General features: G+C 68.5%; 29 protein-coding genes and 1 pseudogene. 19 read left to right on the plus strand and 11 right to left on the minus strand.

Annotated features, from left to right (window positions below; translation table 11 throughout):
• Nucleotides 1–84 precede the first annotated feature (84 nt).
• Nucleotides 85–600: an HTH-type transcriptional regulator AldR gene (locus G6N07_RS07245; protein WP_085191020.1), complete on the plus strand. Its 516-nt coding sequence runs from the start codon at nucleotides 85–87 to the stop codon at nucleotides 598–600.
• A gap of 13 nt (nucleotides 601–613) precedes the next feature.
• Here G6N07_RS07245 and G6N07_RS07250 read toward each other — a convergent pair.
• A pseudogene (locus tag G6N07_RS07250) lies at nucleotides 614–2,017 on the minus strand (DUF222 domain-containing protein).
• A 151-nt stretch (nucleotides 2,018–2,168) separates the two neighbouring features.
• Here G6N07_RS07250 and dapB point away from each other — a divergent pair.
• From dapB to G6N07_RS07270, 4 genes are read left to right on the plus strand one after another with little or no spacing between them, the layout of a single operon-like run.
• The gene (gene dapB / locus G6N07_RS07255) at nucleotides 2,169–2,906 is read left to right on the plus strand and encodes a 4-hydroxy-tetrahydrodipicolinate reductase (protein WP_085191018.1); all 738 of its coding nucleotides are present in this window, start codon (nucleotides 2,169–2,171) and stop codon (nucleotides 2,904–2,906) included.
• Nucleotides 2,903–3,367: a hypothetical protein gene (locus tag G6N07_RS07260; RefSeq protein ID WP_085191017.1), complete on the plus strand. Its 465-nt coding sequence runs from the start codon at nucleotides 2,903–2,905 to the stop codon at nucleotides 3,365–3,367. Before dapB ends, G6N07_RS07260 begins: the two co-directional genes overlap by 4 nt.
• On the plus strand, nucleotides 3,364–3,816 hold the full coding sequence (locus G6N07_RS07265) for a flavodoxin family protein (RefSeq protein WP_085191015.1): 453 nt from the start codon (nucleotides 3,364–3,366) through the stop codon (nucleotides 3,814–3,816). The genes G6N07_RS07260 and G6N07_RS07265 overlap by 4 nt, the downstream gene beginning before the upstream one ends.
• A gap of 29 nt (nucleotides 3,817–3,845) precedes the next feature.
• Entirely contained in the window at nucleotides 3,846–4,304 is a 459-nt protein-coding gene (locus tag G6N07_RS07270) for a hypothetical protein (protein ID WP_085191013.1), read from the plus strand.
• On the opposite strand, the gene G6N07_RS07275 is transcribed toward G6N07_RS07270, so the two are convergent.
• The gene (locus G6N07_RS07275; protein ID WP_085191012.1) at nucleotides 4,301–5,041 is read right to left on the minus strand and encodes a dienelactone hydrolase family protein; all 741 of its coding nucleotides are present in this window, start codon (nucleotides 5,039–5,041) and stop codon (nucleotides 4,301–4,303) included. The genes G6N07_RS07270 and G6N07_RS07275 overlap by 4 nt on opposite strands.
• Between G6N07_RS07275 and G6N07_RS07280 the strand changes: the two genes are divergently transcribed.
• From G6N07_RS07280 to G6N07_RS07305, 6 genes are read left to right on the plus strand one after another with little or no spacing between them, the layout of a single operon-like run.
• Entirely contained in the window at nucleotides 5,040–5,897 is an 858-nt protein-coding gene (locus tag G6N07_RS07280) for a thymidylate synthase (protein WP_085191010.1), read from the plus strand. The genes G6N07_RS07275 and G6N07_RS07280 overlap by 2 nt on opposite strands.
• Nucleotides 5,894–6,385 carry a dihydrofolate reductase gene (locus tag G6N07_RS07285; protein WP_085191009.1) on the plus strand — a complete coding sequence of 164 codons (492 nt, stop codon included), beginning with the start codon at nucleotides 5,894–5,896 and terminating at the stop codon, nucleotides 6,383–6,385. The genes G6N07_RS07280 and G6N07_RS07285 overlap by 4 nt, the downstream gene beginning before the upstream one ends.
• Before the next feature lie 55 nt (nucleotides 6,386–6,440).
• On the plus strand, nucleotides 6,441–7,661 hold the full coding sequence (locus G6N07_RS07290) for a winged helix-turn-helix domain-containing protein (RefSeq protein ID WP_085191180.1): 1,221 nt from the start codon (nucleotides 6,441–6,443) through the stop codon (nucleotides 7,659–7,661).
• A 4-nt stretch (nucleotides 7,662–7,665) separates the two neighbouring features.
• Nucleotides 7,666–8,418: an FAD-dependent thymidylate synthase gene (gene thyX / locus G6N07_RS07295; protein WP_085191007.1), complete on the plus strand. Its 753-nt coding sequence runs from the start codon at nucleotides 7,666–7,668 to the stop codon at nucleotides 8,416–8,418.
• Between the two features lie 25 nt (nucleotides 8,419–8,443).
• Nucleotides 8,444–9,346 carry a 4-hydroxy-tetrahydrodipicolinate synthase gene (gene dapA / locus G6N07_RS07300; protein WP_085191005.1) on the plus strand — a complete coding sequence of 301 codons (903 nt, stop codon included), beginning with the start codon at nucleotides 8,444–8,446 and terminating at the stop codon, nucleotides 9,344–9,346.
• Nucleotides 9,347–9,350: 4 nt separating this feature from the next.
• Complete coding sequence (locus G6N07_RS07305) at nucleotides 9,351–11,027, plus strand: ribonuclease J (protein ID WP_085191003.1); 1,677 nt, start codon at nucleotides 9,351–9,353, stop codon at nucleotides 11,025–11,027.
• A gap of 111 nt (nucleotides 11,028–11,138) precedes the next feature.
• Here G6N07_RS07305 and G6N07_RS07310 read toward each other — a convergent pair whose 3' ends face one another.
• Complete coding sequence (locus G6N07_RS07310; protein WP_085191002.1) at nucleotides 11,139–11,477, minus strand: putative quinol monooxygenase; 339 nt, start codon at nucleotides 11,475–11,477, stop codon at nucleotides 11,139–11,141.
• Between the two features lie 144 nt (nucleotides 11,478–11,621).
• On the opposite strand from G6N07_RS07310, the gene G6N07_RS07315 reads away from it, so the two are divergent.
• Nucleotides 11,622–14,168, plus strand: coding sequence for a DNA translocase FtsK (locus tag G6N07_RS07315; protein ID WP_085191000.1), 2,547 nt, complete (start codon nucleotides 11,622–11,624; stop codon nucleotides 14,166–14,168).
• 75 nt (nucleotides 14,169–14,243) lie between these two features.
• Here G6N07_RS07315 and G6N07_RS07320 read toward each other — a convergent pair whose 3' ends face one another.
• Entirely contained in the window at nucleotides 14,244–14,726 is a 483-nt protein-coding gene (locus G6N07_RS07320; protein ID WP_085191178.1) for an amino-acid N-acetyltransferase, read from the minus strand.
• A gap of 92 nt (nucleotides 14,727–14,818) precedes the next feature.
• Here G6N07_RS07320 and pgsA point away from each other — a divergent pair, with 92 nt between their 5' ends.
• From pgsA to pspM, 5 genes are all read left to right on the plus strand, one after another.
• Nucleotides 14,819–15,424, plus strand: a complete 606-nt coding sequence (gene pgsA, locus G6N07_RS07325; protein ID WP_085190998.1) for a CDP-diacylglycerol--glycerol-3-phosphate 3-phosphatidyltransferase — start codon at nucleotides 14,819–14,821, stop codon at nucleotides 15,422–15,424.
• A complete protein-coding gene (locus G6N07_RS07330; protein WP_085190996.1) occupies nucleotides 15,402–15,890 on the plus strand; it encodes a CinA family protein in 489 nt (162 codons plus the stop codon). The genes pgsA and G6N07_RS07330 overlap by 23 nt, the downstream gene beginning before the upstream one ends.
• Nucleotides 15,891–15,973: 83 nt before the next feature.
• Nucleotides 15,974–16,291 (plus strand): transcriptional regulator ClgR, encoded by a 318-nt coding sequence (gene clgR / locus G6N07_RS07335; RefSeq protein ID WP_085190994.1) that lies wholly within the window; start codon nucleotides 15,974–15,976, stop codon nucleotides 16,289–16,291.
• Between the two features lie 132 nt (nucleotides 16,292–16,423).
• A complete protein-coding gene (pspA, locus tag G6N07_RS07340) occupies nucleotides 16,424–17,266 on the plus strand; it encodes a phage shock protein PspA (protein ID WP_085190993.1) in 843 nt (280 codons plus the stop codon).
• 59 nt (nucleotides 17,267–17,325) lie between these two features.
• Nucleotides 17,326–18,165: a phage shock envelope stress response protein PspM gene (gene pspM, locus G6N07_RS07345; RefSeq protein WP_085190991.1), complete on the plus strand. Its 840-nt coding sequence runs from the start codon at nucleotides 17,326–17,328 to the stop codon at nucleotides 18,163–18,165.
• 3 nt (nucleotides 18,166–18,168) lie between these two features.
• Here pspM and G6N07_RS07350 read toward each other — a convergent pair whose 3' ends face one another.
• Nucleotides 18,169–18,618: a limonene-1,2-epoxide hydrolase family protein gene (locus tag G6N07_RS07350; protein WP_085190990.1), complete on the minus strand. Its 450-nt coding sequence runs from the start codon at nucleotides 18,616–18,618 to the stop codon at nucleotides 18,169–18,171.
• A gap of 63 nt (nucleotides 18,619–18,681) precedes the next feature.
• Here G6N07_RS07350 and G6N07_RS07355 point away from each other — a divergent pair, with 63 nt between their 5' ends.
• Both G6N07_RS07355 and G6N07_RS07360 read left to right on the plus strand, forming a co-directional pair.
• Complete coding sequence (locus tag G6N07_RS07355) at nucleotides 18,682–19,845, plus strand: glycosyltransferase (protein WP_085190988.1); 1,164 nt, start codon at nucleotides 18,682–18,684, stop codon at nucleotides 19,843–19,845.
• A gap of 9 nt (nucleotides 19,846–19,854) precedes the next feature.
• Nucleotides 19,855–20,049 (plus strand): DUF3046 domain-containing protein, encoded by a 195-nt coding sequence (locus G6N07_RS07360; protein ID WP_059161103.1) that lies wholly within the window; start codon nucleotides 19,855–19,857, stop codon nucleotides 20,047–20,049.
• Between the two features lie 6 nt (nucleotides 20,050–20,055).
• On the opposite strand, the gene G6N07_RS07365 is transcribed toward G6N07_RS07360, so the two are convergent.
• From G6N07_RS07365 to hypF, 6 genes are all read right to left on the minus strand, one after another.
• Complete coding sequence (locus G6N07_RS07365; protein WP_085190986.1) at nucleotides 20,056–20,385, minus strand: hypothetical protein; 330 nt, start codon at nucleotides 20,383–20,385, stop codon at nucleotides 20,056–20,058.
• A 40-nt stretch (nucleotides 20,386–20,425) separates the two neighbouring features.
• Nucleotides 20,426–21,169, minus strand: a complete 744-nt coding sequence (locus G6N07_RS07370) for a DUF6390 family protein (RefSeq protein ID WP_085190985.1) — start codon at nucleotides 21,167–21,169, stop codon at nucleotides 20,426–20,428.
• Nucleotide 21,170: 1 nt separating this feature from the next.
• Nucleotides 21,171–22,211 (minus strand): hydrogenase expression/formation protein HypE, encoded by a 1,041-nt coding sequence (gene hypE, locus G6N07_RS07375; protein WP_099050226.1) that lies wholly within the window; start codon nucleotides 22,209–22,211, stop codon nucleotides 21,171–21,173.
• A gap of 70 nt (nucleotides 22,212–22,281) precedes the next feature.
• The gene (hypD, locus tag G6N07_RS07380; RefSeq protein ID WP_085190981.1) at nucleotides 22,282–23,382 is read right to left on the minus strand and encodes a hydrogenase formation protein HypD; all 1,101 of its coding nucleotides are present in this window, start codon (nucleotides 23,380–23,382) and stop codon (nucleotides 22,282–22,284) included.
• Nucleotides 23,383–23,394: 12 nt separating this feature from the next.
• Complete coding sequence (locus G6N07_RS07385; protein WP_085190980.1) at nucleotides 23,395–23,688, minus strand: HypC/HybG/HupF family hydrogenase formation chaperone; 294 nt, start codon at nucleotides 23,686–23,688, stop codon at nucleotides 23,395–23,397.
• 23 nt (nucleotides 23,689–23,711) lie between these two features.
• Nucleotides 23,712–25,970, minus strand: coding sequence for a carbamoyltransferase HypF (gene hypF, locus G6N07_RS07390; protein ID WP_085190978.1), 2,259 nt, complete (start codon nucleotides 25,968–25,970; stop codon nucleotides 23,712–23,714).
• Nucleotides 25,971–25,975 lie beyond the last annotated feature (5 nt).

The raw sequence follows: 25,975 nt of genomic DNA on the forward strand, positions 1-25,975 counted from the left end.
GTGCTCAAGTAGTCGATGGTGAAAGTGTGAAGAAACTTCGACGCGCGAACCATACAGTTGAACTCTCTTCGATATGTTGACCGTGTGACTGAAGAATCGACGAACTCCGGTCGCGGAGCGGCGTGCTCGCTGAAGGATGTTCGGACTGGGGACATCGACGATGTCGACCGCCGCATCCTGACCGCCCTGCATGCCGACGCGCGCATCTCGAACAGCGCGCTGGCCGAGTGGATCGGGATCGCGCCGTCGACCTGTCACGGCCGGGTTCGTCGTCTTCAGGAACTCGGCGTGATTCGCGGGTTCTACACCGACATCGACCCGGCGGCCATGGGCTTGTCTCTACAGGCGATGATCTCGGTGACCCTGCAGTCCAACGCGCGCGGCAAGATCGGCAACTTCATCCGGTACATCCGGAGCAGGCCGCAGGTGATGGACGTCTACTTCGTCGCCGGCGCCGACGATTTCATTCTCCACGTCGCGGCGCGGGACACCGAGGATCTGCGGGCGTTCGTGGTCGAGAACCTCAACGCCGATGCCGACGTGGCCGGTACGCAGACGTCGTTGATCTTCGAACATCTGCGGGGCGCGTCACCGTTGTGACGGTGGTGCAGGGCTATTCGGGTTCCTCGTCTTCGTTGGCACTGCCGTCGTCGTTGGCACTGCCGTTGGCACTGCCGTTGGCACTGCCGTTGCCGTTGCTGTCGGCGAGGTAGCAGTGGGGGTGGAAGTGGTGGTTGACCCGTGGTTGGCCGGTGTCGTGGTGGGTGGGCGGGATCCACTCGGTGCGGCCGTTGCCGGGTCGTTCGGTGGTCCAGTCGGGTTTGTTCGATCAACCGGTTGGCAGGTTGGCAGGCCAAGGTCATTTCGTCGATCTCGGTGTTCCCGCCGTTGCAGAAGTCGCGGGTGTGGTGGATTCGCACCAGTAGAACGGCACCGTGCACGACGGATGAGTGCAGCCGCGATCGCGGGCGAACAAGGCCAAGCGTTGGGCGGTGGTGGCGCAGCGTCTGGCCCGGCCGAAATACAGAACCTCTTCGGTGTGGTCGTCGAACACCGCCAGATAGTGGCGGGATTGCCCGGCCATGCGGATCAGGTCGCGGATCGGGATCCGGTTGCCGCCGCCGGTGTCCGCCCACCCTGCGGCGCGTTCGAGTTCTCCGAGGGTGGCGGTGGCCACGATGGTGGCCGGGACCCCGGCGACCTGGCCCAGGGAGCCGAATTCGATCGCGTCGCGCATCGCTCGGGTGAGCGCGTCGTGATTGCGTTGGGCGGTGGTGCGGTCGTCGCTGCCGGTGACGGAGTCGTCGTGGGGCAGGTTGGTCCCGGGGGCGGCGTATTTGGCCGCGATGACGTCCCAGTAAGCCCGGCCTTCGGGGGTGAGCCAGCCTGAGATGCGGCTCATCCCGTCGGCTTGTTGGCGCCCGACGGTGAGTTCGCGGCGGCGTTGTTGCGTGGGGTAGTCGGGTTCGGTGCCGTCTTGGTCGATGTGGGCGAGCAGCGCCTCGGCGACCTTACGGAAGTCTCCGGGACCGAAATCGCCGGCATGGCCGACCAAAACGCGTTCGCAATCGTCGCGTTGGGTGAACGACACCCACACGGGCAGCTTCTTGATGAAGTCTTGGATGATGCGCACGTGCGCGGTTCCGATGTCGCCGCGGGCGACCGCGGCGGCGGTGTGGGCCAACTCGGTCTGCAGCCGTTCCCCCGTCAGAGAGTAGCGCGGGCCTAGTTGCCGGGCGCCCGATAGTCGGTCGGCGGCGTCATTCTCCCAGATCCGCAACCGGCCGGCGAGCAGCTTCTTGACCGAGGTGGCACCCCAATCGTGGGGGTTGGCCTGGTCGATCAGGCGGGCGGTCAGGGTGTGGTCGATGGCCTGGTCGCTGCGGCGGCCACGCTCACGCAGCGCGATGACTTCCAGGGTTTGCGCGGCGCTCAGCGACTCCACCGGCAGCGCGGCCAATGCGTCACGGGCGGCTTCGACTTCGGCGAATGCCGCGACGACTGCTGCCCCGTCCATATCTCGAACATTAGTTCGATGGTCCGACAAAACCGTGCCGCCGCGTGACTGGTGAAACCTATGTGACACAAGTTGTTTGAGTCGGGTTCAGACCCACACGGTCGCGGGGACGAGGGGAGGGGTCGTGAAGGCCGCCTACTAGGGTGAGCCCATGCGAGTAGGCGTGCTGGGTGCCAAAGGCAAGGTGGGAGCGACGATGGTGCAGGCGGTCGAGACCGCCGACGACCTCACGTTCACGGCAGGGGTCGACGCCGGTGATCCGCTGAGCGCGCTGGTCGACACCCAGACCGACGTCGCCATCGACTTCACCCACCCCAGCGCGGTGATGGACAACCTGAAGTTCCTGATCGACAACGGCATTCACGCGGTCGTCGGTACCACCGGCTTCACCGACGAGCGCATCTCACAGGTGCAGCACTGGCTGGCAGACAGGCCCGAGTCGGCCGTGCTGATTGCCCCCAACTTCGCGATCGGCGCCGTCCTGTCCATGCACTTCGCGCAGCAGGCAGCGCGGTTCTTCGAATCGGTGGAAGTCATCGAACTGCACCACCCGCACAAGGCGGACGCCCCGTCGGGTACGGCGGCACGCACCGCGAAGCTCATCGCCGCCGCGCGAAAAGGCATGCCGGCCAACCCCGACGCCACCAGCACCGGCCTGGACGGGGCCCGCGGCGCAGACGTCGACGGCGTTCCCGTGCACTCGATCCGGCTGGCCGGACTGGTAGCGCACCAGGAAATCCTCTTCGGCACCCAGGGCGAGACGCTGACCATCCGGCACGACAGCATCGACCGCACCTCATTCGTGCCCGGGGTCCTGCTCGCGGTGCGAACGGTATCCAAGCGGCCCGGCCTGACCGTCGGTATCGAACCGCTTCTCGACCTGACATGACCGACGACCGGCGCGCCCTGCGCACCCAGGTGCTCATCGCCCTCATGTGCGTTGCGCTGGTCGTGTACTTCCTGCTCCTCGGCCGGATCGCCTTCGCCTTCATCAGCTCCGGCGAGCCGGCGGCCATCGGACTGGGTGTCGCGCTGCTGGCACTGCCGTTGATCGGGATCTGGGTGATGGTCAGCACCCTGCAGGCCGGCTTCGCCCACCAACGATTGGTGCGGTTGGCCAGTGAGCAGAACCTGGACCTCGACGTCAGCGATCTGCCGCGTCGCCCGTCGGGTCGGATCGAGCGGGCCGCCGCCGACGCCCTTTTCGACGTCGTGCGCAACGAATTGCAGGAGGATCCGGACAACTGGATCCGCTGGTACCGACTCGCCAGGGCGTACGACTACGCCGGCGATCGCGGTCGAGCCCGCGCGGCGATGCGTCGAGCCGTCGAGCTAGAAGCCTCCGCGTGAGCACCCTGCTGATCGTCCACCACACGCCGTCGCCGGCGACGCGGGAACTCCTCGAGTCGGTTCTCGCTGGTGCGCGCGATCCCGACATCAACGGGGTGGACGTCGAGGTGAGACCGGCCCTGGCGGCCACGCTGCCGGACATGCTGGCCGCGGACGGCTACCTGTTCGGCACCACCGCCAACTTCGGCTACATGTCGGGCGCGCTGAAACACTTCTTCGACACCGTGTACTACCCGAGCCTCGACCACGTGGCCGGTCGCCCGTACGGACTGTGGGTCCATGGCAACAACGACACCGTCGGCGCGGTGAACGCGGTGGAGAAGCTGGCGACGGGATTGGGTCTCGAGAAGGCCGCCGACGTGCTCGACGTCGCGGGCGCGGCCGACGCCGCCGTCCGCGAGCGGGCCTACGAACTGGGCGGCACGCTCGCCGCCACGTTGATGCAGTGAAGGGTTGATGCAGTGAAGGGATGTTACGTATGCCGGGTATCGCCGAGATCGCCCTGGGGGCCGCTCCCATCGCCGGCGGTGCCCTCCTCGGTATCGCTGCGGGCGGTATGAAAGGGCCCGACGTCCGGAGCATGATCGCCAAGGACATGGATCTGCTCGAACGCATCCCGCCCGATCACACCGAATTGCGCGAGCGTCTCAAACGCAGCATCGACCAGCGCATCGAGGATATGATCACGACCACTGAGCGCACCCGTGAGCTGCGCACCGCCGCGATGTCCTACGAGGGCAACTGGCGCGACATCGTGGTGTTCCTCTGTACCGTGCTGTTCACGATCGTGTGGTGGAACGTGAGCCACAGCCGCAGCAACTGGCTGGTGATGTTCATCGCGCTCATCGTGCTAGCGGTCGTCGCAGGCATCTACGCGGCGCGAGGTATTTCGCGTGCGCTGGGCAGAATGCGGCGCAACCGCGACACCGCCGCCTAACTCGGCAACGAGCCGGCGAACAGTTCCTGCAGCGCGATCCAGTGCCGCTGTGCGGCCTCCTCGTCGTAGGGGGCGTTGTCGGGCACGGCGAAACCGTGACCGGCCGGGTACATCTCCACGGTGTGCTGGACTCCGGCCACCGTGAGCGCCTTGTCCAGAGTCTCGGCCTGTTCCGTGGTGAAGGAGTTGTCGTTCTGCGCGCCCGCCACATACACGGTGGCGGTCATCCGGTCGGCCAGCAGATGTGGACTGGTCTCGTCGTCGGTGACCAGACCGCCGCCGTGGAACGAACCCGCTGCCGCAACCGGCTCGGGAACCCGGCCCGCCACGATCAGCGACGTTCGCCCGCCCATGCAGTACCCACACACCCCGAAGCGGTCGCCCCGCACCTCGGGCCGCCCGGCGAGGAAGTCGAAGAAGGCGGTGGCATCGGAAGCCATCGCATCAGGCGACACCGTTTTGATCATCCGGAACAGGCGTGTGCGTTCGGCGTGATCGCTGAACACCGTGCCCATGTCGAAGGGCGCCCAGTCGCCGCTGCGGTAATACACGTCCGGCAGCAGGACGGCGTGACCGAAAGCGGCCAGCCGGTCGGCCATCTGGTGGAACGTGGGACGGACGCCGCCGGCGTCCGGATACATCACCACACCGGACCACGGACCGGGTCCGTTCGGCGTGTGCAGGGTCACGGGACAGTCGCCGTCCGGCGTCGTCACGGTCGCGGTGATACTCGGCATGCCATCCGTTCTACTCGCCGCCTCAGGAAGTAAGCTGGCCGACGTGTCGATCTCCGGGCCGATCCCCACGCCCTACGAGGACCTACTGCGTCTCGTGTTCGAGCGCGGCACACCCAAGGCGGACCGCACCGGGACCGGGACCCGCAGCCTGTTCGGTCACCAGATGCGCTACGACCTGGCTGCTGGCTTCCCGCTGATCACCACCAAGAAGGTGCACTTCAAGTCGCTCGTCTACGAGCTGTTGTGGTTCCTGCGTGGCGACTCCAACGTCCGCTGGCTGCAGGAACACGGGGTCACCATCTGGGACGAATGGGCCGGCGACACCGGTGACCTCGGCCCCGTCTACGGGGCGCAGTGGCGCTCGTGGCCGGCGCCGTCGGGAGGACACGTCGACCAGATCAGCGCGGCCATCGACCTGCTCAGGACCGACCCGGACTCGCGGCGCAACATCGTCTCGGCGTGGAATGTCGGGGAGATCCCGCAGATGGCGTTGCCGCCCTGCCACGCCTTGTTCCAGTTCTACGTCGCTGACGGCCGGCTGTCCTGTCAGCTGTACCAGCGCAGCGCGGACCTGTTCCTCGGCGTGCCGTTCAACATCGCCAGTTATGCGTTGCTCACACACATGATGGCCGCGCAGGCCCGGCTCGACGTCGGTGAGTTCGTGTGGACCGGCGGTGACTGTCACATCTATGACAACCACGTCGAGCAGGTAACCGAGCAGCTGGGCCGCGAACCCCGGCCATACCCTGAACTGGTTCTCGCCCACCGCGATTCGATATTCGACTACACCTATGAGGATGTCGACGTCAAGAACTATGACCCGCACCCGGCGATCAAAGCGCCGGTGGCGGTATGAGTTCGGTAGGACTCATCTGGGCGCAGTCCACCTCAGGCGTGATCGGACGTGGCGGCGGAATCCCGTGGCGGCTGCCGGAGGATCTCGCCCGGTTCAAGGAGATCACCCTCGGTCACCCGGTGGTGATGGGTCGACTCACGTGGGAATCGCTGCCATCCAAGGTCCGGCCGCTCCCAGGACGTAAGAACGTCGTGCTCACCCGGCAGGCCGACTACCTGGCTGACGGTGCAGAGGTTGTGACGAGTCTCGACGACGCGCTGGGCAACGAGGAGACGTGGGTGATCGGCGGCGAGCGCGTCTACACGCTGGCGCTGCACCGAGCTACGCGGTGCGAGGTCACCGAGGTCGATATCGAAGTGCACCGTCAGGATGCGGACGCCGTCGCGCCCGTGCTGGGTGGGGGCTGGGTCGGAACACTCGGCTTGTGGCAGACCAGCACTTCCGGGCTGCGCTACCGCTTCCACAGCTACCAGCGCGTCGGCGCCTGAGGGGCCCACTTGTCTTCGACCGCCTCCTGTCGGTGCGGTAGGCGACGATGTGGTGATGGGTGCCGTCCTCACCGGCGCGCAGGCCCGCCGGATCGCCGTCGCCGCGCAGGGGTTCACCGAACCCAAGCCGCGCGGCGCGGTCACGCGTGCGCATCTGCGACGGCTGATCAACCGCATCCAGGTACTGCAGCTCGATTCGGTGTCGGTGACGGTGCGCGCGCACTACGCACCGGTGTTCAGCCGGCTCGGGCCCTATGACCGCGCTGTGCTGGACAGCGCCGCCTGGTCACACTCTGCGCGCTCGCCACGTCTGCTGGTGGAGTACTGGGCACACGAGGCCGCGCTGATGGCCGTCGACGACTGGCCGCTGCTGCGGTGGCGCATGGGCGAATACACCCACGGCCGGTGGGGCGCACACATCGTCAAGGCGAACCCGCAACTGGTCGAGGACATCGTCGAGGCGGTCACCGCCTTGGGGCCGGCCACCGCGGGCCAGATCGAGGAGTACCTCGGCGCCCGACAGCGCGGCCGCAAGGGCCCGTGGTGGGATCGCAGCGACACCAAATGGGTGGCCGAGGCGCTGTTCGCCTCGGGCGTGCTCACCACCGCGACGCGGGTCGGCTTCGCGCGTCACTACGACTTGACCGAGCGGGTGCTGCCCGCGGAGGTGGTGGCCCGAACAGTCGACGACGCCCAGGCGGTGCGTGAGCTGTGCCTGCGGGCGGCGCGGGCGTTGGGAGTGGCCACCGAGGCCGACGTCCGCGACTACTTCCGGCTTTCGGCCAAACAGGTCAAACCGGCGATCGTGGACTTGGTCGCCGCCGGAGAACTCGACCCGGTCCACGTCGAGGGCTGGGCGGCGCCGGCGTACCTGCGTGCCGGGCAGACCGTTCCTCGAACCGATCGGGGGACGGCGCTGCTGTGCCCGTTCGATCCGCTGATCTTCTTCCGCCCGCGCGTCGAACGACTTTTCGGATTCCACTACCGCATCGAGATCTACACACCGGCGGCCAAGCGGCAGTACGGCTACTACGTGTGGCCGTTCCTGCTCGACGGCCGATTGGTCGCGCGGGTCGATCTCAAGGCCGAGCGGACCCGTGACGCGCTGCACGTGGTGGCCGCGTTCGTCGAACCGGGAGAGAGCCCCCTGCCGGTGGCGACGGCGCTGGCGGTGGAGCTGAAGACAATGGCGGAATGGCTGGGGCTGTCCGACGTCACCGTGGGGGAACGCGGCGACCTGGCCGAAATTCTGCGCGAGTCCGCCGCGTTAGGGTGACGCCGTGGCCGAGACCGCAGAGCTGCGCGTGCAGCTGATCGCCAAGACCGAGTTCTTGGCGCCACCCGACGTGCCCTGGGGCACCGACGCCGACGGCGGCCCCGCGCTCGTGGAGTTTGCCGGCCGGGCCTGCTACCAGAGCTGGTCGAAGCCCAACCCCCGCACGGCCACCAACGCCTCGTACCTGCGCCACATCATCGACGTCGGACACCTGTCCGTTCTCGAGCACGCGTCGGTGTCCTTCTACATCACCGGCATCTCACGGTCGTGCACCCACGAACTGATCCGGCACCGACACTTCTCGTACTCGCAGCTTTCGCAACGCTATGTCCCCGAGAACGACGCACAGGTCGTGGTCCCACCCGGAATCGACGGCGACGCCGAACTCGAGGAGATCTTCACCGCGACGGCCGATGCGAGCCGCGCCGCGTACGCCGAACTGCTGACGAAGCTGGAGGCCAAGCTTGCCGACCTGCCCAACGCCACGCTGCGGCGCAAACAGGCCAGGCAGGCGGCCCGGTCGGTGCTGCCGAACGCCACCGAGGCCCGCATCGTCGTCACCGGCAACTACCGCGCCTGGCGTCATTTCATCGCGATGCGGGCCAGCGAGCACGCCGACCTCGAGATTCGCCGGCTCGCCATCGCCTGCCTGCGGGAACTGGTCGCCGATGCCCCCGCGGTGTTCGCCGACTTCGAGATCTACACGCTGTCCGACGGCACGGAGGTGGCCACGACCCCGCTCGTCACCGAGGCCTGAGGTCAAGCGGGTAATCTTGTCACCCGTGAGTATCAGCGGCTTCGACGTGACGGCCCGGTTGGGCACCGTACTCACCGCGATGGTCACCCCGTTCAAGCCCGACGGCTCCCTCGACACGGCCGCCGCCGCGCGTCTGGCGGCCCACCTTGTCGACTCCGGCTGCGACGGTCTGGTGTTGTCCGGCACCACCGGCGAGTCCCCGACCACCACCGACGACGAAAAGTTGACACTGCTGCGCACTGTGATGGAGGCGGTCGGCGACCGGGCCCGCATCATCGCCGGTGCCGGGTCCTACGACACCGCGCACAGCATCCACCTGGCCAAGGCGTGCGCGGCCGAGGGCGCGCACGGGCTGCTCGTGGTCACGCCGTACTACTCACGCCCGTCCCAGGCTGGGCTTCTCGCCCACTTCACCGCCGTGGCCGACGCGACCGACCTGCCGGTCGTGCTCTACGACATCCCACCTCGGTCAGTCGTGCCGATCGCCTGGGACACCGTCCGGGCGCTCGCCGAGCATCCGAACATCGTCGCGATCAAGGACGCGAAGGGTGACCTGCACGGTGGCGGTCAGATCATCGCCGAGACCGGGTTGGCGTACTACAGCGGCGACGACTCGCTGAACCTCCCGTGGCTGGCCATGGGCGCCGTCGGCGTCATCAGTGTGTGGGGGCACTTCGCGGCCGGTCAGCTACGAGAGATGTTGTCCGCGTTCGGCTCCGGGGACGTGGCGACCGCACGCAAGATCAACGTCGGGCTCGGCCGACTCAGCGACGCGCAGGTGCGGCTGGGTGGTGTGACGATGTCCAAGGCCGGTCTTGGCCTGCTGGGCTTCGACGTCGGACTGCCTCGGCTGCCGCAACTCCCGCCGAGCCCAGAGGAGCTGACCGCGCTGGCCGAGGACATGCGCGCCGCGGCGGTGCTGCGGTGACGCCATGAACAACGACCTCGTCGCGCCCGGCCCGCTCGCGGTCGGCGGGTTGCGGGTGACCGCGCTCGGCGGCATCAGCGAGATCGGTCGCAACATGACCGTCTTCGAACACCTCGGCCGGCTGCTGATCATCGACTGTGGGGTGCTGTTCCCTGGCCACGACGAACCCGGCGTGGACCTGATCCTTCCTGACCTGCGCCACATCGAGGAGCGCCTCGGCGACGTGGAGGCGCTGGTGCTCACCCATGCGCACGAAGATCACATCGGCGCGGTGCCGTTTCTGCTCAAGTTACGGCCCGACATCCCCGTCGTCGGTTCGCAGTTCACCCTCGCGCTGGTCCGCGAGAAGTGCCGCGAACATCGGATCAAACCGCAATTCGTCGAGGTCGCCGAAGGGCAGCGCAGCACCCACGGCGTCTTCGAATGCCAGTACTTCGCGGTCAACCACTCGGTTCCGGGGTGCCTGGCCGTCGCGCTCCACACTGGCGCCGGAACTGTGCTGCACACCGGTGACATCAAGCTCGATCAGCTGCCTCTCGACGGGCGGCCCACCGACCTGCCGGGGATGTCCCGGCTCGGCGACGCCGGCGTCGACCTGTTCCTCTGCGATTCCACCAACGCCGATCGCCCCGGCGTCGGGCCGTCGGAGAGTGAGATCGGGCCGACCCTGCACCGCCTGATCCGCGGCGCCGACGGCCGCGTGATCGTCGCCTGCTTCGCCTCCAACGTCGACCGCGTGCAACAGATCATCGACGCGGCGGTGGCGCTGGGCCGGCGGGTCTCCTTCGTCGGCCGGTCCATGGTGCGCAACATGGGTATCGCCCGGGACCTCGGGTACCTCAAGGTCGGCGACGACGATCTACTCGATATCGGCGCCGCCGAGATGATGCCCGCCGAGAAAGTGGTGTTGATCACCACCGGAACGCAGGGCGAACCCATGTCGGCGCTGTCGCGGATGTCGCGGGGAGAGCACCGCAGTATCACGCTGACCGCCGGTGACCTGATCATCCTGTCCTCGTCGCTGATCCCCGGGAACGAAGAGGCCGTGTACGGCGTCATCGACTCACTGTCCAAGATCGGGGCCAGGGTGGTCACGAATGTTCATGCCCGAGTTCACGTCTCGGGCCACGCCTACGCGGGTGAGTTGCTGTTCCTCTACAACGGTGTCAAACCGCGCAATGTGATGCCCGTGCACGGCACCTGGCGACATCTGCGCGCCAACGCCGCGCTGGCCGCGCGAACCGGGGTGCCGCCCGAGTCGATCGTGTTGGCCGAGAACGGGGTGAGTGTCGACCTGGTGGCAGGCAAGGCCGCCATCGCCGGTGCGGTCGGTGTCGGGAAGATGTTCGTCGACGGGCTGGTCACCGGTGATGTCGGTGAGACCACGCTCGGCGAGCGCCTCGTTCTGGGTTCGGGTTTCGTCGCGGTCACCGTCGTCGTACACCGGGGGACAGGTCGGCCGGCGGGGCCGGCGCACCTGATGTCGCGCGGATTCTCCGAGGATGCCAAGGCGCTCGAACCGGCCGCCCGCAAGGTCGAACAGGAACTGGATCGACTGGCCGCCGATACGGTCACCGACCCCGGCCGGATCGCCCAGGCGGTCCGGCGCGCCGTCGGCAAATGGGTCGGTGAGACCTATCGCCGCCAGCCGATGATCGTGCCCACGGTCATCGAGATCTGACCAGGTGTTCTCGAGCGGTCATCGAAGTGAACCCGTTCCTACCAGGCGCCGCGCCGCGCTGAGTGGTGTGGTGAGACGACAACGTCGCAATGCCTCGAGACCGTGGGTGTGTCACCGATGCGGTGTCGCCACGTTCACCGGCCGCAGCGTTCCCTTGGCCGGGTCACCGGCCGGGACCGGTTCAAGCATCTTGATGTCGGGAGCGCCGTCGAGGTGTTCGCCGACCTCGGCGAACAAAGTGGTGAAACCGGGCGCAGTGCTGTGGGTCTTCAGCGCGTCCGCGTCGGCCCACTGTTCGACGAACACGAATGTGCCGTTGGCCTCGTGCAGCGAGTAAAGGTCGCAGCCCGGCTCGGAGTGCACGCTCTCGATGGCCTTCTTGCACGCCTCTCGAACGGTGTCGACCGAATGGGGTTTGGCGGTCATGGTGGCGACGACGACTACGGGCATGGGCGGTGGACTCCTCGATGAGTGACGCCGGATAGGACAGCTGTCCACCCTACTCACTGCGACGTCGCCGAGACTCGGCCGAAACCATTCTGTGGCCGGTGTGGCTGGTGGTGGTTCTGAGACGGATGCGACTAGGCTGGGCCAATGGCTGGAAAGACCGTCGCCCGCTCCGGCACCCGTACGAGCCGGTCGAAGGCCGGAACGCGGAACGGGGCCCGGTCCCCTCGGCCCGCGAAAACCGCGCCCCGCCGCAAACCGGCGCCGCGGCGTCATCCGTCACCCGTCGGAGCTGCCGGCGCAGCAGTGGGCCGCGGAGCACGGGCCGGCTGGTTGATGCTGGCGCGTGGGGCGGGCAGCGCGGCGCGCTCAGTGGGCCGGGCCCGCGAAATCGAACCCGCGCACCGCCGCGACGGCGTCGCTCTCGCGCTACTCGGGATCGCGGTCGTGGTGGCCGCCGGATCATGGTTCGACGCCGCCCGTCCGGTCGGCCAGTGGATCGATACGGTGCTGCGCACCCTGGTCGGCGACGCGGTGGTCCTCGTGCCGGTGGCACTGGCAGCCGTCGCCGTCGCCCTCATGCGCAGAGAACCGGACCCGGAGGGCCGTCCCCGCCTGATCCTTGGCGTGGCGATGACCACCCTGCCCGTACTCGGGCTCTGGCATCTGTGGTCGGGTTCCCCGCAGGCCCCCGGGGCGCGCCAACACGCGGCCGGATTCGCCGGCTTCGCCATCAGCGGCCCGCTCGCGGACGGGCTCACTGCCTGGATCGCAGCGCCGCTGCTGTTCATAGGGGCGCTGTTCGGTCTGCTGCTCGTCACCGGAACGACGATCCGGGAAGTGCCGGACACGGTGCGCGCGATGTTCTCCACGCGTGGATACAGCGACGAGGACTTCGACGCGTACGACGAGTACGACGACTACGGCGAGTACGACGGTGATCCGGACCCCGCTGAGGGGCAAGACTTCTCGGACGGCTACTACGACGATCCGGCGATGTCGCGCGACGAGCAGCGCTGGCCGGCCGGTTCGCCGATGGACAACTATCCGCTAGACCCGCAGGGCGCCGACGTGCCGACGCTGCCCGAGGCGCCCGCACTGCCGGCCGCGCCCGAGGTCAAACCGAAGCGCAAGAAGGCGGCCGCGGAGAAGAAGCCGGTCGGGGACCAGGACACGCTGTCGCTCGACCGCGTCGTCGAAGGGCCCTACACGCTGCCGCCGCTGGACCTGCTGATCGCCGGTGATCCGCCGAAGCTGCGCAGTTCGGCCAACGACCGCATGATCGATGCGATCAACTCGGTACTGCAGCAGTTCAAGGTGGACGCCGCCGTCACCGGGTGCACCCGTGGGCCGACCGTCACCCGCTACGAGGTCGAACTCGGACCCGGAGTGAAGGTCGAGAAGATCACCGCGCTGCAGCGCAACATCGCCTACGCGGTGGCCACCGAGAGCGTCCGCATGCTGGCGCCCATCCCCGGCAAGTCGGCCGTCGGCATCGAGGTGCCCAACACCGACCGCGAGATGGTGCGCCTCGCCGACGTGCTGACCGCGCCGTCGACCCGCCGCGATCACCATCCGCTGGTGATCGGGCTGGGCAAGGACATCGAGGGTGACTTCATCTCGGCCAACCTGGCCAAGATGCCCCACCTGCTGGTCGCCGGCTCGACCGGTTCGGGTAAGTCCAGCTTCGTCAACTCGATGCTGGTCTCGCTGTTGGCCCGCGCCACCCCCGACGAGGTCAGGATGATCCTGATCGACCCGAAGATGGTGGAGCTGACGCCCTACGAGGGCATCCCACACCTGATCACGCCGATCATCACCGAACCGAAGAAGGCGGCCGCGGCGCTGGCCTGGCTGGTCGAGGAGATGGAGCAGCGCTATCAGGACATGCAGGCCTCGCGGGTGCGTCACATCGACGTGTTCAACGAGAAGGTTCGGTCGGGAGAGATCACCGCACCGTTGGGCAGCGAGCGGGTCTACCAGCCCTACCCCTACATCCTCGCGATCGTCGACGAGCTCGCGGACCTCATGATGACCGCCCCGCGCGACGTCGAGGACGCGATCGTGCGGATCACCCAGAAGGCCCGCGCCGCCGGTATCCACCTGGTGCTGGCCACGCAGCGGCCCTCGGTGGACGTCGTCACCGGTCTGATCAAGACCAACGTGCCGTCTCGGCTTGCGTTCGCCACCTCGTCGCTGACCGACAGCCGCGTCATCCTGGACCAGCCGGGAGCGGAGAAGCTGATCGGTATGGGCGACGGGTTGTTCCTTCCGATGGGCGCCGGTAAGCCAATCCGCCTGCAGGGTGCGTTTATCACCGACGAGGAGATCCAGGGCGTCGTCTCGGCGACCAAGGATCAGGCCGAGCCGGAGTTCATCGAGGGCGTCACCGCGGCCAAGGCCGGCGAGCGCAAGGACGTCGACCCCGACATCGGCGATGACATGGACGTGTTCCTCCAGGCCGTCGAGCTCGTGGTGTCGTCACAGTTCGGCTCCACGTCGATGCTGCAGCGCAAGCTGCGGGTCGGTTTCGCCAAGGCGGGCCGTCTGATGGACCTGATGGAGACCCGCGGCATCGTGGGACCCTCGGAGGGCTCCAAGGCGCGTGAGGTGCTGGTCAAACCCGACGAGCTGGCGGGTACGTTGGCGCTGATCCGCGGCGGAAGCGACGCCAACGGCGCCGACGGCGAGTGATGTCGGTGCCGAGATCGACGAAATGGCGGCGGGTACTCGTACTTTCGCGCCGGTTTGTTCGTTTCGGCGCGAGAATCAGAGGGTGAGGAGCATCCGGGTGTTGCCCAGGATATTGGGCTTGACGTAGGAGAGGTCCAGGAACTCGGCGACGCCGGTGTCGTATGAGCGGCACATCTCCTCGTACACCTCCGCGGTGACCGGTGTGCCGTCGATCTCGGCGAAGCCGTGCCGAGCGAAGAACTCCACCTCGAAGGTCAGCACGAAAATCCGTTGCAGACGCAGTTCGCGCGCCACGTCGAGCAGCCGCTCGACGATGACGTGTCCGACACCGCGTCCCCGGACCTTGGGGTGCACCGCCACAGTGCGCACCTCGCCGAGGTCAGCCCACAGCACGTGGAGGGCGCCGCAGCCGATCAGCTCGTCGTCGAGCTCGGCCACCCAGAACTCCTGCACCGACTCGTAGATGTTGACCAGGTTCTTCTCGAGCAGGATCCTGCCGGCGTAGATGTCGACGAGCCCCTTGATCGCCGGTACGTCGGAGGTGCGCGCCCGGCGCACGATGACCTCCCCGGCGACCTTCTCGGCGATGTTCGGATCCGCTGCGCTCACGCTGCGAGAATATCGGCAGCGCCAACCGATATTCTGTTGCGGTGTCGGGCCCGTCTCCTACTGATCCGGTGGTGCCGCGCGCCCGAGTGGCGAATATCGCCAATGTGCTGACCGGTGTGCGGTTCCTCCTCGTGCCGGTGTTCCTGGCCGCGCTGTTCGTCGGAGACGGTCATGAAACGCACTGGAGGGTCGTGGCTTTCGTCGTGTTCGCGGTGGCGGTGATCACCGACCGCTTCGACGGCGCGCTGGCCCGCAGTTACGGCATGGTCACCGAGTTCGGCACGCTCGCGGACCCGATCGCCGACAAGGCTCTCATCGGCGCCGCGCTGATCGGGCTGTCGGTGCTCGGAGATCTGCCGTGGTGGGTCACCGTGGTCATCCTCGCTCGCGAACTCGGTGTGACGGTGTTGCGCTTGGCGGTGCTGCGCCACGGGGTGATCCCGGCAAGTCGCGGCGGCAAGCTCAAGACCCTCGTGCAGGCGGCCGCGATCGGGCTCTTCGTGCTGCCTCTGGCGGCCTGGCCCGGACCGTGGCTCTCGCTGGCCTGGGTGATCATGGTGGCCGCCGTCGCGCTGACGCTGCTCACCGGGGTGGACTACGTACTCTCGGCGATACGGGACTCCCGTGAACGACCCGCTGCTCACTGACAACGCCCGCGCGCTGGTCGCCGACCTGACCGTGCGCCATCAGAGCGTGGCGACGGGGGAGTCGCTGACCGCTGGCCTGCTGGCCGCGACGCTGGCCGGCGTCCCAGGATCGAGTGCCGTGCTGCGAGGTGGCCTGGTCACCTACGTCGAGGACACCAAGATCGCGCTCGCAGGGGTGGCCCCACAGGTTCTCGACGCTGTCGGACCCGTCGCCGCCCCCACCGCGCGGGCGCTCGCTGTCGGCGCGCGGCAGCGCTGCGGCGCTACCTGGGGGGTGGGACTGACCGGGGTGGCCGGACCGGAACCGCACGGTGGCCACCCGGTGGGCGCCGTGTTCCTCGGCCTGGCCGGACCGATCGACACCGAGGTCTTCGAACTGGGCCTGAGCGGTTCCCGGTGGGACATCCGAAAGGCCGCGGTCGACGAGGCGATCGCACGCCTGCGCGCTCTCGTCGAAGCGCAGTGATCTGAAACTCTTTCGCGGCTGGGAACCGCGTCGGCGTCCGCCGCGTTGTGCAGGTAGCAACCCAGCCAACGAAGGAGGGCACGATGGCGGCATTGCTGCGCGAGGTGATCGGTGACGTGCTGCGCCGTGCTCGCACCTCGCAGGGCCGCACTCTGCGCGAAGTCTCTGACACCGCCCGGGTCAGCCTGGGTTATCTCTCCGAGGTCGAACGTGGCCGTAAGGAAGCGTCCAGCGAACTTCTCAGCGCGATCTGCGGAGCACTCGACGTCCCGCTGTCTCGGGTGCTCGTCGATGCGGGCGAGGAACTGGCCGATCAGGAACACGCCGCCGCGCGGTTGTCGAACATCGACGTGACGACAAAGGTCGTGATTCCGCAGGCTGTGTCGATGGCCGTTGCCTGAGAGGTGGCCTGACAGCGCCTCCCATCTCCCGACGGGGGTGTGGCGACGTGCGCAGAACCGATAAGTTGGCAGCAGGAAACCGACGCGACAGAGCGTCGGATAGTCGACAAGACCCGAAGGCGGAGTGAACCGATGGCCAACCCGTTCGTCAAGGCGTGGAAGTACCTGATGGCGCTGTTCAGCTCGAGGGTCGACGAATACGCCGATCCGAAGGTGCAGATTCAGCAGGCGATCGAAGAGGCGCAGCGCCAGCATCAGGCATTGACCCAGCAGGCGGCCCAGGTCATCGGCAACCAGCGCCAGCTGGAGATGAGGCTGAACCGGCAGCTAGCCGACATCGAGAAGCTCCAGGTCAACGTTCGCCAGGCACTGACCCTGGCCGATCAGGCCGTGGCCAACGGTGACGCCGCCAAGGCCACCGAGTACAACAACGCCGCCGAAGCCTTCGCCGCCCAGCTGGTGACGGCCGAACAGAGCGTGGAAGACCTCAAGACGCTGCACGACCAGGCGTTGCAGGCGGCCGGCCAGGCCAAGAAGGCCGTGGAGCAGAACGCGATGATGCTGCAGCAGAAGATCTCCGAGCGCACGAAGCTGCTCAGCCAGCTCGAGCAGGCCAAGATGCAGGAGCAGGTCAGCTCCTCCCTGCGGTCGATGAGCGAACTGGCGGCCCCGGGCACCACCCCAAGCCTCGACGAGGTGCGCCAGAAGATCGAGCGGCGCTACGCCAACGCGATGGGTGAGGCGGAGCTGGCGCAGAACTCTGTGCAGGGCCGAATGCTCGAAGTCCAGCAGGCCACCGTGCAGATGGCCGGCCATTCGCGGCTCGAGCAGATCCGCGCGTCGATGCGGGGTGAGGCACTGCCGTCCGGCGGCGGTGAGGCACTGCCGTCCGGCGGCGCCACAGCGGCCGCAAACCCGGCCACCCCGGCCACCAACCCGGCTCACCCGACGCCGGAAAATCCGTTGTCACCGTAGTTCTCGCGAGGTGAGGTAGTTCTCGCGAGGTGAGGCAGTGAAGACCGCGAGGTGAGGCAGTGAAGACCCAGACCCGACAGGCGCCGACGGCGTGGCGCTCGATGCTGCAGCGCGGGGTGGACACCGCTGCCGAACTGTCCGATGTGGTGGCCGACAAACTGCACGCCGCCGCCGACCCGCGGGCCAAGCTGCTCCGCAAGCGGCGCTGGGCCCTGCGGCTCGGGTTGTTCTTCACGGTCACCAGCGTGTTCTGGATCCTGATCACCGCCGTGCTGGCCGCCTGGAGTACGCCGTTCTGGGTGTTCATCATCACCGGGGCGATCGCCGCCGGAGCGATGTTCCCCGCCACCTTGTTGCTGCTGCGCTATCGCTGGCTGCGCGCCGAACCGCTGCCGCCCGCGCGTGCGCGTGGAGCGCGCCGGCTACCCCCGTGGAACTCGGCGGCACGGGCGCCGATGGCCGCCCTGACCTCCGCCGAGCGCGGGTTCTTCTCCCTGCTCGGCGTGCTGGAGCGGGGCCGCATGCTGCCGCAGCATGAACTGCGGGAGTTGACGATGGCGGCCCAGCAGAGCGCGGCGACCATGTCCGCCACTGCGGCCGAGGTGGTGTCGATGGAACGCGCGATGGCCTCGGCGCCGCAGTCGCGCGCGCATCTGCAGTCGACGGTCCGGGCGTTCACCGCCCAGATGGATCAGGGTGTGCGGCAGTACCACGAGATGGTGGACGCGGCAGCGCAGCTCGTGTCGGCGGCCAACAACGGCCCGATGTCGAGTTCGCCGCTGTCCAATACCACGATGCACGGCCGGCGCTACCGCGAGGAGCTGGTCAACGCCACCGATCGGCTGCAGGGCTGGGCGCAGGCGTTCGACGAACTGGGGCACCTGCGCCGCGGCGCCTGACCCCTAGAGGGTGGGCCGCAGCGCAGGGAACGGCACGGCCAGCAGCCCGCGGACCGTCGCCCTGAGGAAGTCGAGCGTGTCGAAGTAGTCGCGCCACAGCGTGATGCGGCCGGCATGGAGTTCGAAGACGCCGCACACCCAGAACTGGATACGCACCGGACCGAACTCGAGCACGTCGGTCCGTTCGGTGAGCACCGTGTCTCCCTCGGCGGCGACGCGGTGCACTTTGACCTCGAACCGCATCCGCCCCTGGCCGCTGCGGAAGATCTTGGTGATGCGTTCGCGGCCACGGATCGTCGGGAACCCCACGTTCTGCCAGGCGATGTGGTCGGCCATCAGTGAATCCGCGGCATCGAAATCCTCGTCCTGAAGGGCGAACAGGAACGTCTCGACCGTGCGCGCGTTGGTGGTGCTCTGCAGGGCCGAGGTGGAACCGTTGCTCGATTCGGTCATGGTGGCCAAGGGTAGTCCCTCGCCCGGGCGCCGTCGGAGGAACAGCTGTGGCAGGGTGGGCGGGTGCGTGTCGCTGTCGTCGCCGGTCCCGACCCCGGCCACGCGTTCCCCGCGATCTCGTTGTGCCGCAGGTTCGCCGCCGCCGGTGATGAGCCGACACTGCTGACCGGGGTGGAATGGCTCGACACCGCACGGGCGGCGGGAGTGTCCGCCGAAGAACTCCTCGGACTCGACCCGACCGCTGCCGACGACGACTCCGACGCCGGCGCCAAGATCCATCGGCGGGCCGCGCGGATGGCGGTGCTCAACGCATCCCTGATCGAGGCGCTCGCGCCAGACCTCGTGGTGTCCGACGTCATCACCGCCTGCGGTGGCATGGCCGCCGAACTGCTCGGCCTGCCCTGGGTCGAACTCAGCCCGCATCCGCTCTACCGTCCGTCGAAGGGGTTGCCACCGCTGGGCAGTGGCCTCGCCCCGGGGGTGGGCGTGCGCGGCCGGCTGCGCGACGCCGTGATGCGGGCACTGACGGCCCGGTCCTGGCGGCAAGGACTGCGGCAGCGCGCCGAGGCGCGGGTGGGTATCGGGCTGCCCGCCGACGACCCCGGCCCGTTGCGGCGCCTGATCGCCACGCTTCCCGCCCTCGAGGTGCCGCGCCCGGACTGGCCCGCCGAGGCGGTGATGGTGGGTCCCTTGCACTTCGAACCGACCGACCAGGTGTTGCCAGTGCCGCCCGGTGACGGGCCGGTGGTGCTGGTCGCGCCGTCGACGGCCAGCACGGGGGAGCGCGGGGTCGCCGAGGTGGCGTTGGAGGCGCTGGCGCCGGGTGATGTCCTGCCCGGCGGTGCGCGGGTGGTGGTCTCGCGGCTGTCCGGTCCGGACGCGGCGGTGCCACCGTGGGCGGTCGTCGGGCTTGGCCGGCAGGACGAACTGCTCGTCCACGCCGACGTGGTGATCTGCGGGGGCGGGCACGGCATGGTGGCCAAGACGCTGCTGGCCGGGGTGCCGATGGTGGTGGTCCCCGGTGGCGGCGACCAATGGGAGATCGCCAATCGGGTTGTGCGTCAAGGCAGTGCGCGGCTGGTACGGCCACTGACCGCGGACGCGCTGGCAACGGCCGTCCGTGAGGTGCTCGACGATCCGGGTTACCGGTCGGCGGCCCGGTCGGCGGCTGCGACCGCCGGCCAGGTCACCGATCCGATTCAGGTGTGCCACCGCGCGCTCGCGTAATTTGATGTCGTGCGACTGACGGAATTCCGCGAACTCGTCGACGGCCAGTTCGGCACCATCCGTGGCCGGTCGCTGCTCGTCGACCATGTGCTCAGTGGGCTCGGCGGGCGCACCGCGGCACAGGCGATCGAGGACGGCGTCGAACCGCGTGACGTGTGGCGGGCGCTGTGCGCCGACTTCGACGTCCCGCGCGACCAGTGGTGAGGCGGGTCAGTCCGCGGCGGACCCCGGCTTGACCGCACCGCCGGTGCGCGCGTCGCCGCCGTCGTCCACCCCGGTGTCCGGTTTTGCGGTCGTCTGGCGACCCTCGTAGGGCGGTACGGCGGGTTCGGCGTCCGACGGCGGCGCCTCGGTTTTCTCGCGTCCGGTCTGTCCAAACCCGCCTCCCTCGTGGGCCGGCACCGTCTCGTCGCCGCGGTAGGTCCCCGACGGCCGGTCGGTCGGCCCACCCGACGGCTGATCGGAGCCGGTGTCGCGCGATCCCGGTGCGCCCCGCTGCTCCTGCGGTTCTTCGGACAGGTGTTCGTTCGAGGTGCTCATCTCGCCTCCTCTCGAGCGGCCGCAGCACACGGCCGCAGGTCTACTGTGTGGGCGCTCCTCGGTTGACGGCGGCGCGTATCAAGTTGACGAGGTCGAGCGTCGCCTGCGTCGCGGCCGTCAGCGCCATGACGTCGTCCTCGGTCAACACGTCGCAGACCCAGTCCCAGTGCGCGGCGACACGGTCACCCGGTCGCGGCGCGGGGATCAGCGACGCCCCGTCCCTGCGCCACCGCACCCGTTCAGAGGTGGCCGCGCCGAGCGCCAGCGCGCCGCCGTCCACGGTCAACGGACGCGTACTCAGCGCGACGTGGTCGCTGTCCACGGATTCGACTGTCCCCGAACGGATTCGACATTGCTGCATGACCCGTATCGGTGTGGTCGGGTCGCGGTCGAGGAAACGCGCCCACGGATAGACGACGAAGACGTGAAAGCTGTGGTGGGCCAGTGCGGTCCCGGCGGGCACGGCGTCGAGCAGACCGGTCACCTGTCCGGTGAAGGCGCGTTGCAGCGCCTTGAGGAGTCCCTCGGCATCGACGTCATGCAGCAGGCCGCCGCCGATCCAGTAACTGCGCACCACGTCTTCGTCGAGGACGTCGGTGTCACCTGCGGCCGCGGCCAGTGCTCGCAGGTACGGCCACGCGCCGTCGAACTCGCGGGCCTGTCCGGCCAACTCGGTGACCCCGCCGACGGTCGCGGTGCCCGGTGGACCGCAGTATCCGAGTTCGTTCGGCGGGAAGGCATACTGGGCGAAGAGTGTGTCGCCGCGACGCCTCGTCGGCAGCATGTCAACAGATCCGGGGGAGCTGTTCGCCGATCGGCAGGTCGACCACCCGCGTACCACCCAGTGCGGTGCGGGCGACGACCATCCCGGGGTGGTCGGTGACGCAGGTGCCGATGACGGCGGCGTGGGCGCCCAGCGGATGCGCCCGCATCGACTCGACCACGCGACCGGCGTCGGCGGCCGGGACGAACGCCACCAGCTTGCCCTCGTTGGCCACGTACATCGGATCGAGGCCCAGCAGGCCGCAGGCGTCGCGCACCTCCGGCGGCACCGGAATCGATCGTTCGTCGAGCACTATGCCCACCTGGGCGGCCTTGGCGATCTCGTTCAGAGTGGCGGCCATCCCGCCGCGGGTGGGGTCGCGCAGTGCGTGGATGTCGGCACCGGTCTCGATCATCGCCGCCACCAGACCGTGCAGGGGTGCGGTGTCGCTGGCGATGCTGGTCGCGAACTCCAGACCTTCGCGGCAGCTCATCACGGCGATTCCGTGGACGCCGATGTCACCGCTGACGATGACCGCGTCGCCCTCGGTGGCGCGCTGTGGCCGGATGTCGGCCCGCGGGTCGATCACCCCGATCCCGGTGGTGTTCACATAGATTCCGTCGCCGTGCCCGGAATCGACGACCTTGGTGTCGCCGGTGACCAGTTTGACCCCGGCGGCCATGGCCGCGGTGCCGACCGCATGAGCGACCCGCGCCAGGTCGTCGAGCGAGGTGCCTTCCTCGAGGATGAAGGCCGTCGACAGCACCATCGGCGTGGCGCCGGCCACCGCGAGGTCGTTGACCGTGCCGTTGACCGCCAGCTCGCCGATCGTGCCGCCCGGAAAGACCATCGGCTTGACGACGAACGAATCGGTGGAGAACGCCAGCCGCGTGCCGCCGACCTCGACGACGGCCGAATCGCCCATCGCCGCGTCCGCGGCCGAACCGAACGCGGGCAGGAACAGATGCTCGATCAGCTCACCCGACATCGCGCCGCCACCGCCGTGACCCATCACGACGTTCGGCGAATCCCGCAGCGGTGCGGGGCACACCCAGCTCTCCATATCGATGGTCGCCTCCGGGGACGTGTCGATGGCCGCCGCGGGCGGCGTGTCGACCGTGGCGCCGTGTTCGTCACGCATGGCTTACCTCGAGGCGACGGTAGAGGTAATAGGCCGCGCAGGCGCCCTCGGAGGAGACCATCGTGGCGCCGAGCGGATTGCGGGGTGTGCACACCGTGCCGAACGCCGCGCATTCGTGCGGTTTGATCAAGCCCTGCAATACTTCTCCCGATCGGCACAGCGTCGACTCGTCGGTGTGTATGTCGGTCACGGCGAAGCGGTACTCCGCGTCGAAGTCCCGGTACGCCGGTGACAGCCGCCAACCGCTTTGCGGGATCATCCCGATACCGCGCCAACTGCGGTCGGTGACCTCGAAGACATCCGCCAGCATCGCCTTTGCCGCCGGATTGCCCTCGGCGCGTACCGCGCGCGGATAGGCGTTCTCCGGTTCGTGTCGGCCCGCCTCGAGCTGCACGACCGTGCGGCGGATGCCCTCGAGGATGTCCAGTGGCTCGAAACCGGTGACCACGATCGGGATCCCATACTTCTCGCACAGCGGCGGGTACTCGGCGGTGCCCATCACCGAGCACACGTGACCGGCCGCCAGGAACGCCTGGACGCGGCACGTCGGGTACTCCATGATCGCCGAGATCGCCGGGGGCACCAGGACATGGGACACCAGCAACGTGAAGTTTCCGATGCGCTGCCTCTTGGCCTGGTAGACGGTCATCGCGTTGGCCGGGGCGGTGGTCTCGAAGCCGATACCGAAGAACACCACCTGCCGGTCCGGATTGTCCTTGGCCACGGTGAGTGCGTCGAGCGGTGAGTACACCACCCGCACATCACCGCCACGGCTCTTGATCTGGAAGAGGTCGCTCTCGCTGCCGGGCACCCGCAGCATGTCGCCGAAGGAACAGAAGATCACCTCGGGACGCGATGCGATCTCGAGCGCCTTGTCGATGATCTCCAGCGGAGTGACGCACACTGGGCACCCGGGGCCGTGAATCATCTCGATCTGGTCGGGGAGCAGCTGGTCGATGCCGTGCCGGATAATCGAATGCGTCTGCCCGCCACAAACTTCCATGATCGACCAGCGTCGTGCCGTGACGGATTTTATCTGCTCGATGAGCTTGCGTGCCAGCTGCGGGTCGCTGAATTCGTCCAGATACTTCATCCCTGTGCCCTCTCAACCATTCGGGTTGGCCAGCCCGGCCTGACGTGCGGCGAGTTCGAAACCGTCACCGAACTCCTCCTCGAGCACCCCGAGGTGCTCGAACTCCCGCAGCGTGCGCATCGCCGATTCCTCGTCGAGGCGCTGGATCGCGAAGCCCACGTGCACCACGACGTATTGCCCGACCTGCGCGTCCGGGATGTACTGCAGGCAAACGTCTTTCTTGATGCCGCCGAAGTCGACGACGGCCATCAGCGTGCCGTCACGGTCGGTGACGCTGTCGATCTTTCCCGGTACCGCCAAACACATCGGCGTCCTCCTCTACTCCGGCCTCACCCTGCGTTGGCCACCATCAACTGACCCAGTGCGATGCCGCCGTCGTTCGGCGGCACCCGGCGGTGGGTCAGCACCTCGACGCCGCGTTCGGTCAACGCGCGCAACGTCATGCGCAGGAGCAGGGCGTTCTGGAACACCCCGCCCGACAACGCCACGGGGGCGCGGGCTCCCTCTGCCAACCGTACGACGAGGTCGGCCACCGCACGGTGGAATCGCCATCCGATCACCGCGGCGGACGTGCCGCGCCTGCGGTCGGCGACGATCGCCTCGACCACCGCGGCGGCGCCGATCAGCGCCGTCCCCGAGGACTCGGTGACGGTGAAGGCATAGGGCACGGGACCGTCGTCGACGGTGCGCGCCAGCGCCTCGAGTTCGATCGCCGCCTGCGCCTCGTAGGCGACGGTCTGCCGGACCCCCGCGAGCGCGGCGACGCAGTCGAACAACCTCCCCATGCTGGAGGTGGGCACGCAGTTCAGGCCGGTCTCCAGTTGGTGGCGCAGCACCCGCCGCTCGCCTTCCGGACACGCCTGCACCGGCGGAAGGTCGCCGGCCCACGGCAACCCGGCGGCCCACAGATGTGCGAGCGCCATCCGGTACGTCCGCAGGACGCTGACATCGCCGCCGGCCAGTGGTACGTATTCCAGCGCCGCGATCCTGCGGAAGCCCTTGTAGTCGGCGAGCAGCACCTCCCCGCCCCACACCGCGCCGTCGGGTCCGTATCCAGTTCCGTCGAAGGCGAATCCGAGTACGGGCGCCGAACCGTCGAGCCCGTGCTCGGCCATCACCGCGGCGATGTGGGCGTGATGGTGCTGTACCGCCCGCACCGGCCGGTCACCGGCGTTCCGGTGGGCCCATCCGGTCGAGCGGTACCGCGGATGGGCGTCGGTCGCGATGATCTGCGGGGCCACCCCGGTGAGTTCCCGCAGCTGCCGTTCCGCGGCGGTGAACGCCGACAGTGTCGCGATGTCGTCCATGTCGCCGATGTGCTGGCTCAGCCAGGCGTATCGGCCGTCGGCGACGGCCATGGTGTTCTTCAGGTCGGCGCCGACCGCCAGTGTCGGCGGTACCGCGACGGGCAGGGCCACCGGCAACGGGGCGTACCCCCGGGAGCGCCGGATCGGCAGTTCGACTCCGTCGACCACCCGGACCACCGAATCGTCACAGGGCACCAGGATCTCGCGGTCGTGCATCAGCCAGCCGTCGGCCAGTGCGCGAAGCCGGGCGACGGCGTCGTCGTCGGCGTAGCAGAGTGGTTCGCCCGCGAGGTTCCCCGACGTCATCACCAGCACCTGGGCGCCTGATTCGTCACCGGGCAGCCCGAACAGCAGCGTATGCAGCGGTGAGTAGGCCAGCAGCACGCCCAGGTCCGGGTTCCCGGGCGCCACCGCGGCCGCCACCGTCGTCGGCGTCCGCCGCGGCGCCAGCACGATCGGCCGCTGCGGTCCGCTCAGCAGCTGCTGCGCCACCTCGTCGAGCACGGTGATCCGGCGGGCCGCGGCCGCATCGGGCACCATGACCGCGAAGGGCTTGTCGCCGCGCTGCTTCCGGCGGCGCAGTTCGGCCACCGCGGTGTTGTTCTCGGCGTCGCAGGCCAGGTGGTAGCCGCCGATGCCCTTGACCGCGACGACACCCCCATCGCGGAGCAGTCGCCGCGCCCGGCGCAGACCGTCCTCGCCTGCGGTGTGGTTTCCGTCGGAGTCGCGGAAGGTCAACGTCGGGCCGCAGTGCGGGCAGCACACGGGTTGCGCGTGGAACCGGCGGTCGGTGGGGTCGGCGTACTCGGCGGCGCAGGCCGCGCACATCGCGAAACCGGCCATGGACGTGGCGGCCCGGTCGTAGGGCAGCGACGCGATGATGGTGAACCGGGGTCCGCAGTCGGTGCAGTTGACGAACGGGTGCCGGTAGCGCCGGTCGCCGGGGTCGCGCTGTTCGGCGGCGCATTGTGAGCACATCGCGACATCCGGTGAGGCCAGCGTGCGGCCGCGGCCGCGAGAGGTGTCGGCGATGAAGAACCCGGTGCCGCCGACGGGCGGAAGGTCCTCGGTGTCAACGGATTCGATGACTGCGAGCGGTGGTGGCCGGGTGTGCAGCCGCTCGACGAAGCGGGTCAGCGCGTCCGGGGCACCCTCGATCTCGACGACCGCGCCCGCGCTGTCGTTGCGCACAGAACCGGTCAGTCCCAGCGCCGTCGCGGTCGTGTACACGAAGGGCCGGAAGCCGACGCCCTGGACCACGCCGCGCACACACAACCGCATCCGAC

This window comes from Mycolicibacterium doricum (assembly GCF_010728155.1).
GTDB classification, from domain to species: Bacteria; Actinomycetota; Actinomycetes; order Mycobacteriales; family Mycobacteriaceae; genus Mycobacterium; species Mycobacterium doricum.

Coding starts and splice junctions, on each gene's coding strand:
- G6N07_RS07315 (WP_085191000.1), top strand. CDS start 11,622: ATGGCTGGAAAGACCGTCGCCCGCTCCGGCACCCGTACGAGCCGGTCG.
- G6N07_RS07290 (WP_085191180.1), top strand. CDS start 6,441: ATGGGTGCCGTCCTCACCGGCGCGCAGGCCCGCCGGATCGCCGTCGCC.
- G6N07_RS07270 (WP_085191013.1), top strand. CDS start 3,846: ATGCCGGGTATCGCCGAGATCGCCCTGGGGGCCGCTCCCATCGCCGGC.
- hypF (WP_085190978.1), bottom strand. CDS start 25,970: ATGCGGTTGTGTGTGCGCGGCGTGGTCCAGGGCGTCGGCTTCCGGCCC.
- G6N07_RS07280 (WP_085191010.1), top strand. CDS start 5,040: ATGCCATCCGTTCTACTCGCCGCCTCAGGAAGTAAGCTGGCCGACGTG.
- G6N07_RS07365 (WP_085190986.1), bottom strand. CDS start 20,385: ATGAGCACCTCGAACGAACACCTGTCCGAAGAACCGCAGGAGCAGCGG.
- G6N07_RS07285 (WP_085191009.1), top strand. CDS start 5,894: ATGAGTTCGGTAGGACTCATCTGGGCGCAGTCCACCTCAGGCGTGATC.
- G6N07_RS07305 (WP_085191003.1), top strand. CDS start 9,351: ATGAACAACGACCTCGTCGCGCCCGGCCCGCTCGCGGTCGGCGGGTTG.
- G6N07_RS07260 (WP_085191017.1), top strand. CDS start 2,903: ATGACCGACGACCGGCGCGCCCTGCGCACCCAGGTGCTCATCGCCCTC.
- G6N07_RS07385 (WP_085190980.1), bottom strand. CDS start 23,688: ATGTGTTTGGCGGTACCGGGAAAGATCGACAGCGTCACCGACCGTGAC.
- clgR (WP_085190994.1), top strand. CDS start 15,974: ATGGCGGCATTGCTGCGCGAGGTGATCGGTGACGTGCTGCGCCGTGCT.
- pspA (WP_085190993.1), top strand. CDS start 16,424: ATGGCCAACCCGTTCGTCAAGGCGTGGAAGTACCTGATGGCGCTGTTC.
- dapB (WP_085191018.1), top strand. CDS start 2,169: ATGCGAGTAGGCGTGCTGGGTGCCAAAGGCAAGGTGGGAGCGACGATG.
- G6N07_RS07275 (WP_085191012.1), bottom strand. CDS start 5,041: ATGCCGAGTATCACCGCGACCGTGACGACGCCGGACGGCGACTGTCCC.
- G6N07_RS07310 (WP_085191002.1), bottom strand. CDS start 11,477: ATGCCCGTAGTCGTCGTCGCCACCATGACCGCCAAACCCCATTCGGTC.
- G6N07_RS07370 (WP_085190985.1), bottom strand. CDS start 21,169: ATGCTGCCGACGAGGCGTCGCGGCGACACACTCTTCGCCCAGTATGCC.
- hypE (WP_099050226.1), bottom strand. CDS start 22,211: ATGGAGAGCTGGGTGTGCCCCGCACCGCTGCGGGATTCGCCGAACGTC.
- hypD (WP_085190981.1), bottom strand. CDS start 23,382: ATGAAGTATCTGGACGAATTCAGCGACCCGCAGCTGGCACGCAAGCTC.
- G6N07_RS07350 (WP_085190990.1), bottom strand. CDS start 18,618: ATGACCGAATCGAGCAACGGTTCCACCTCGGCCCTGCAGAGCACCACC.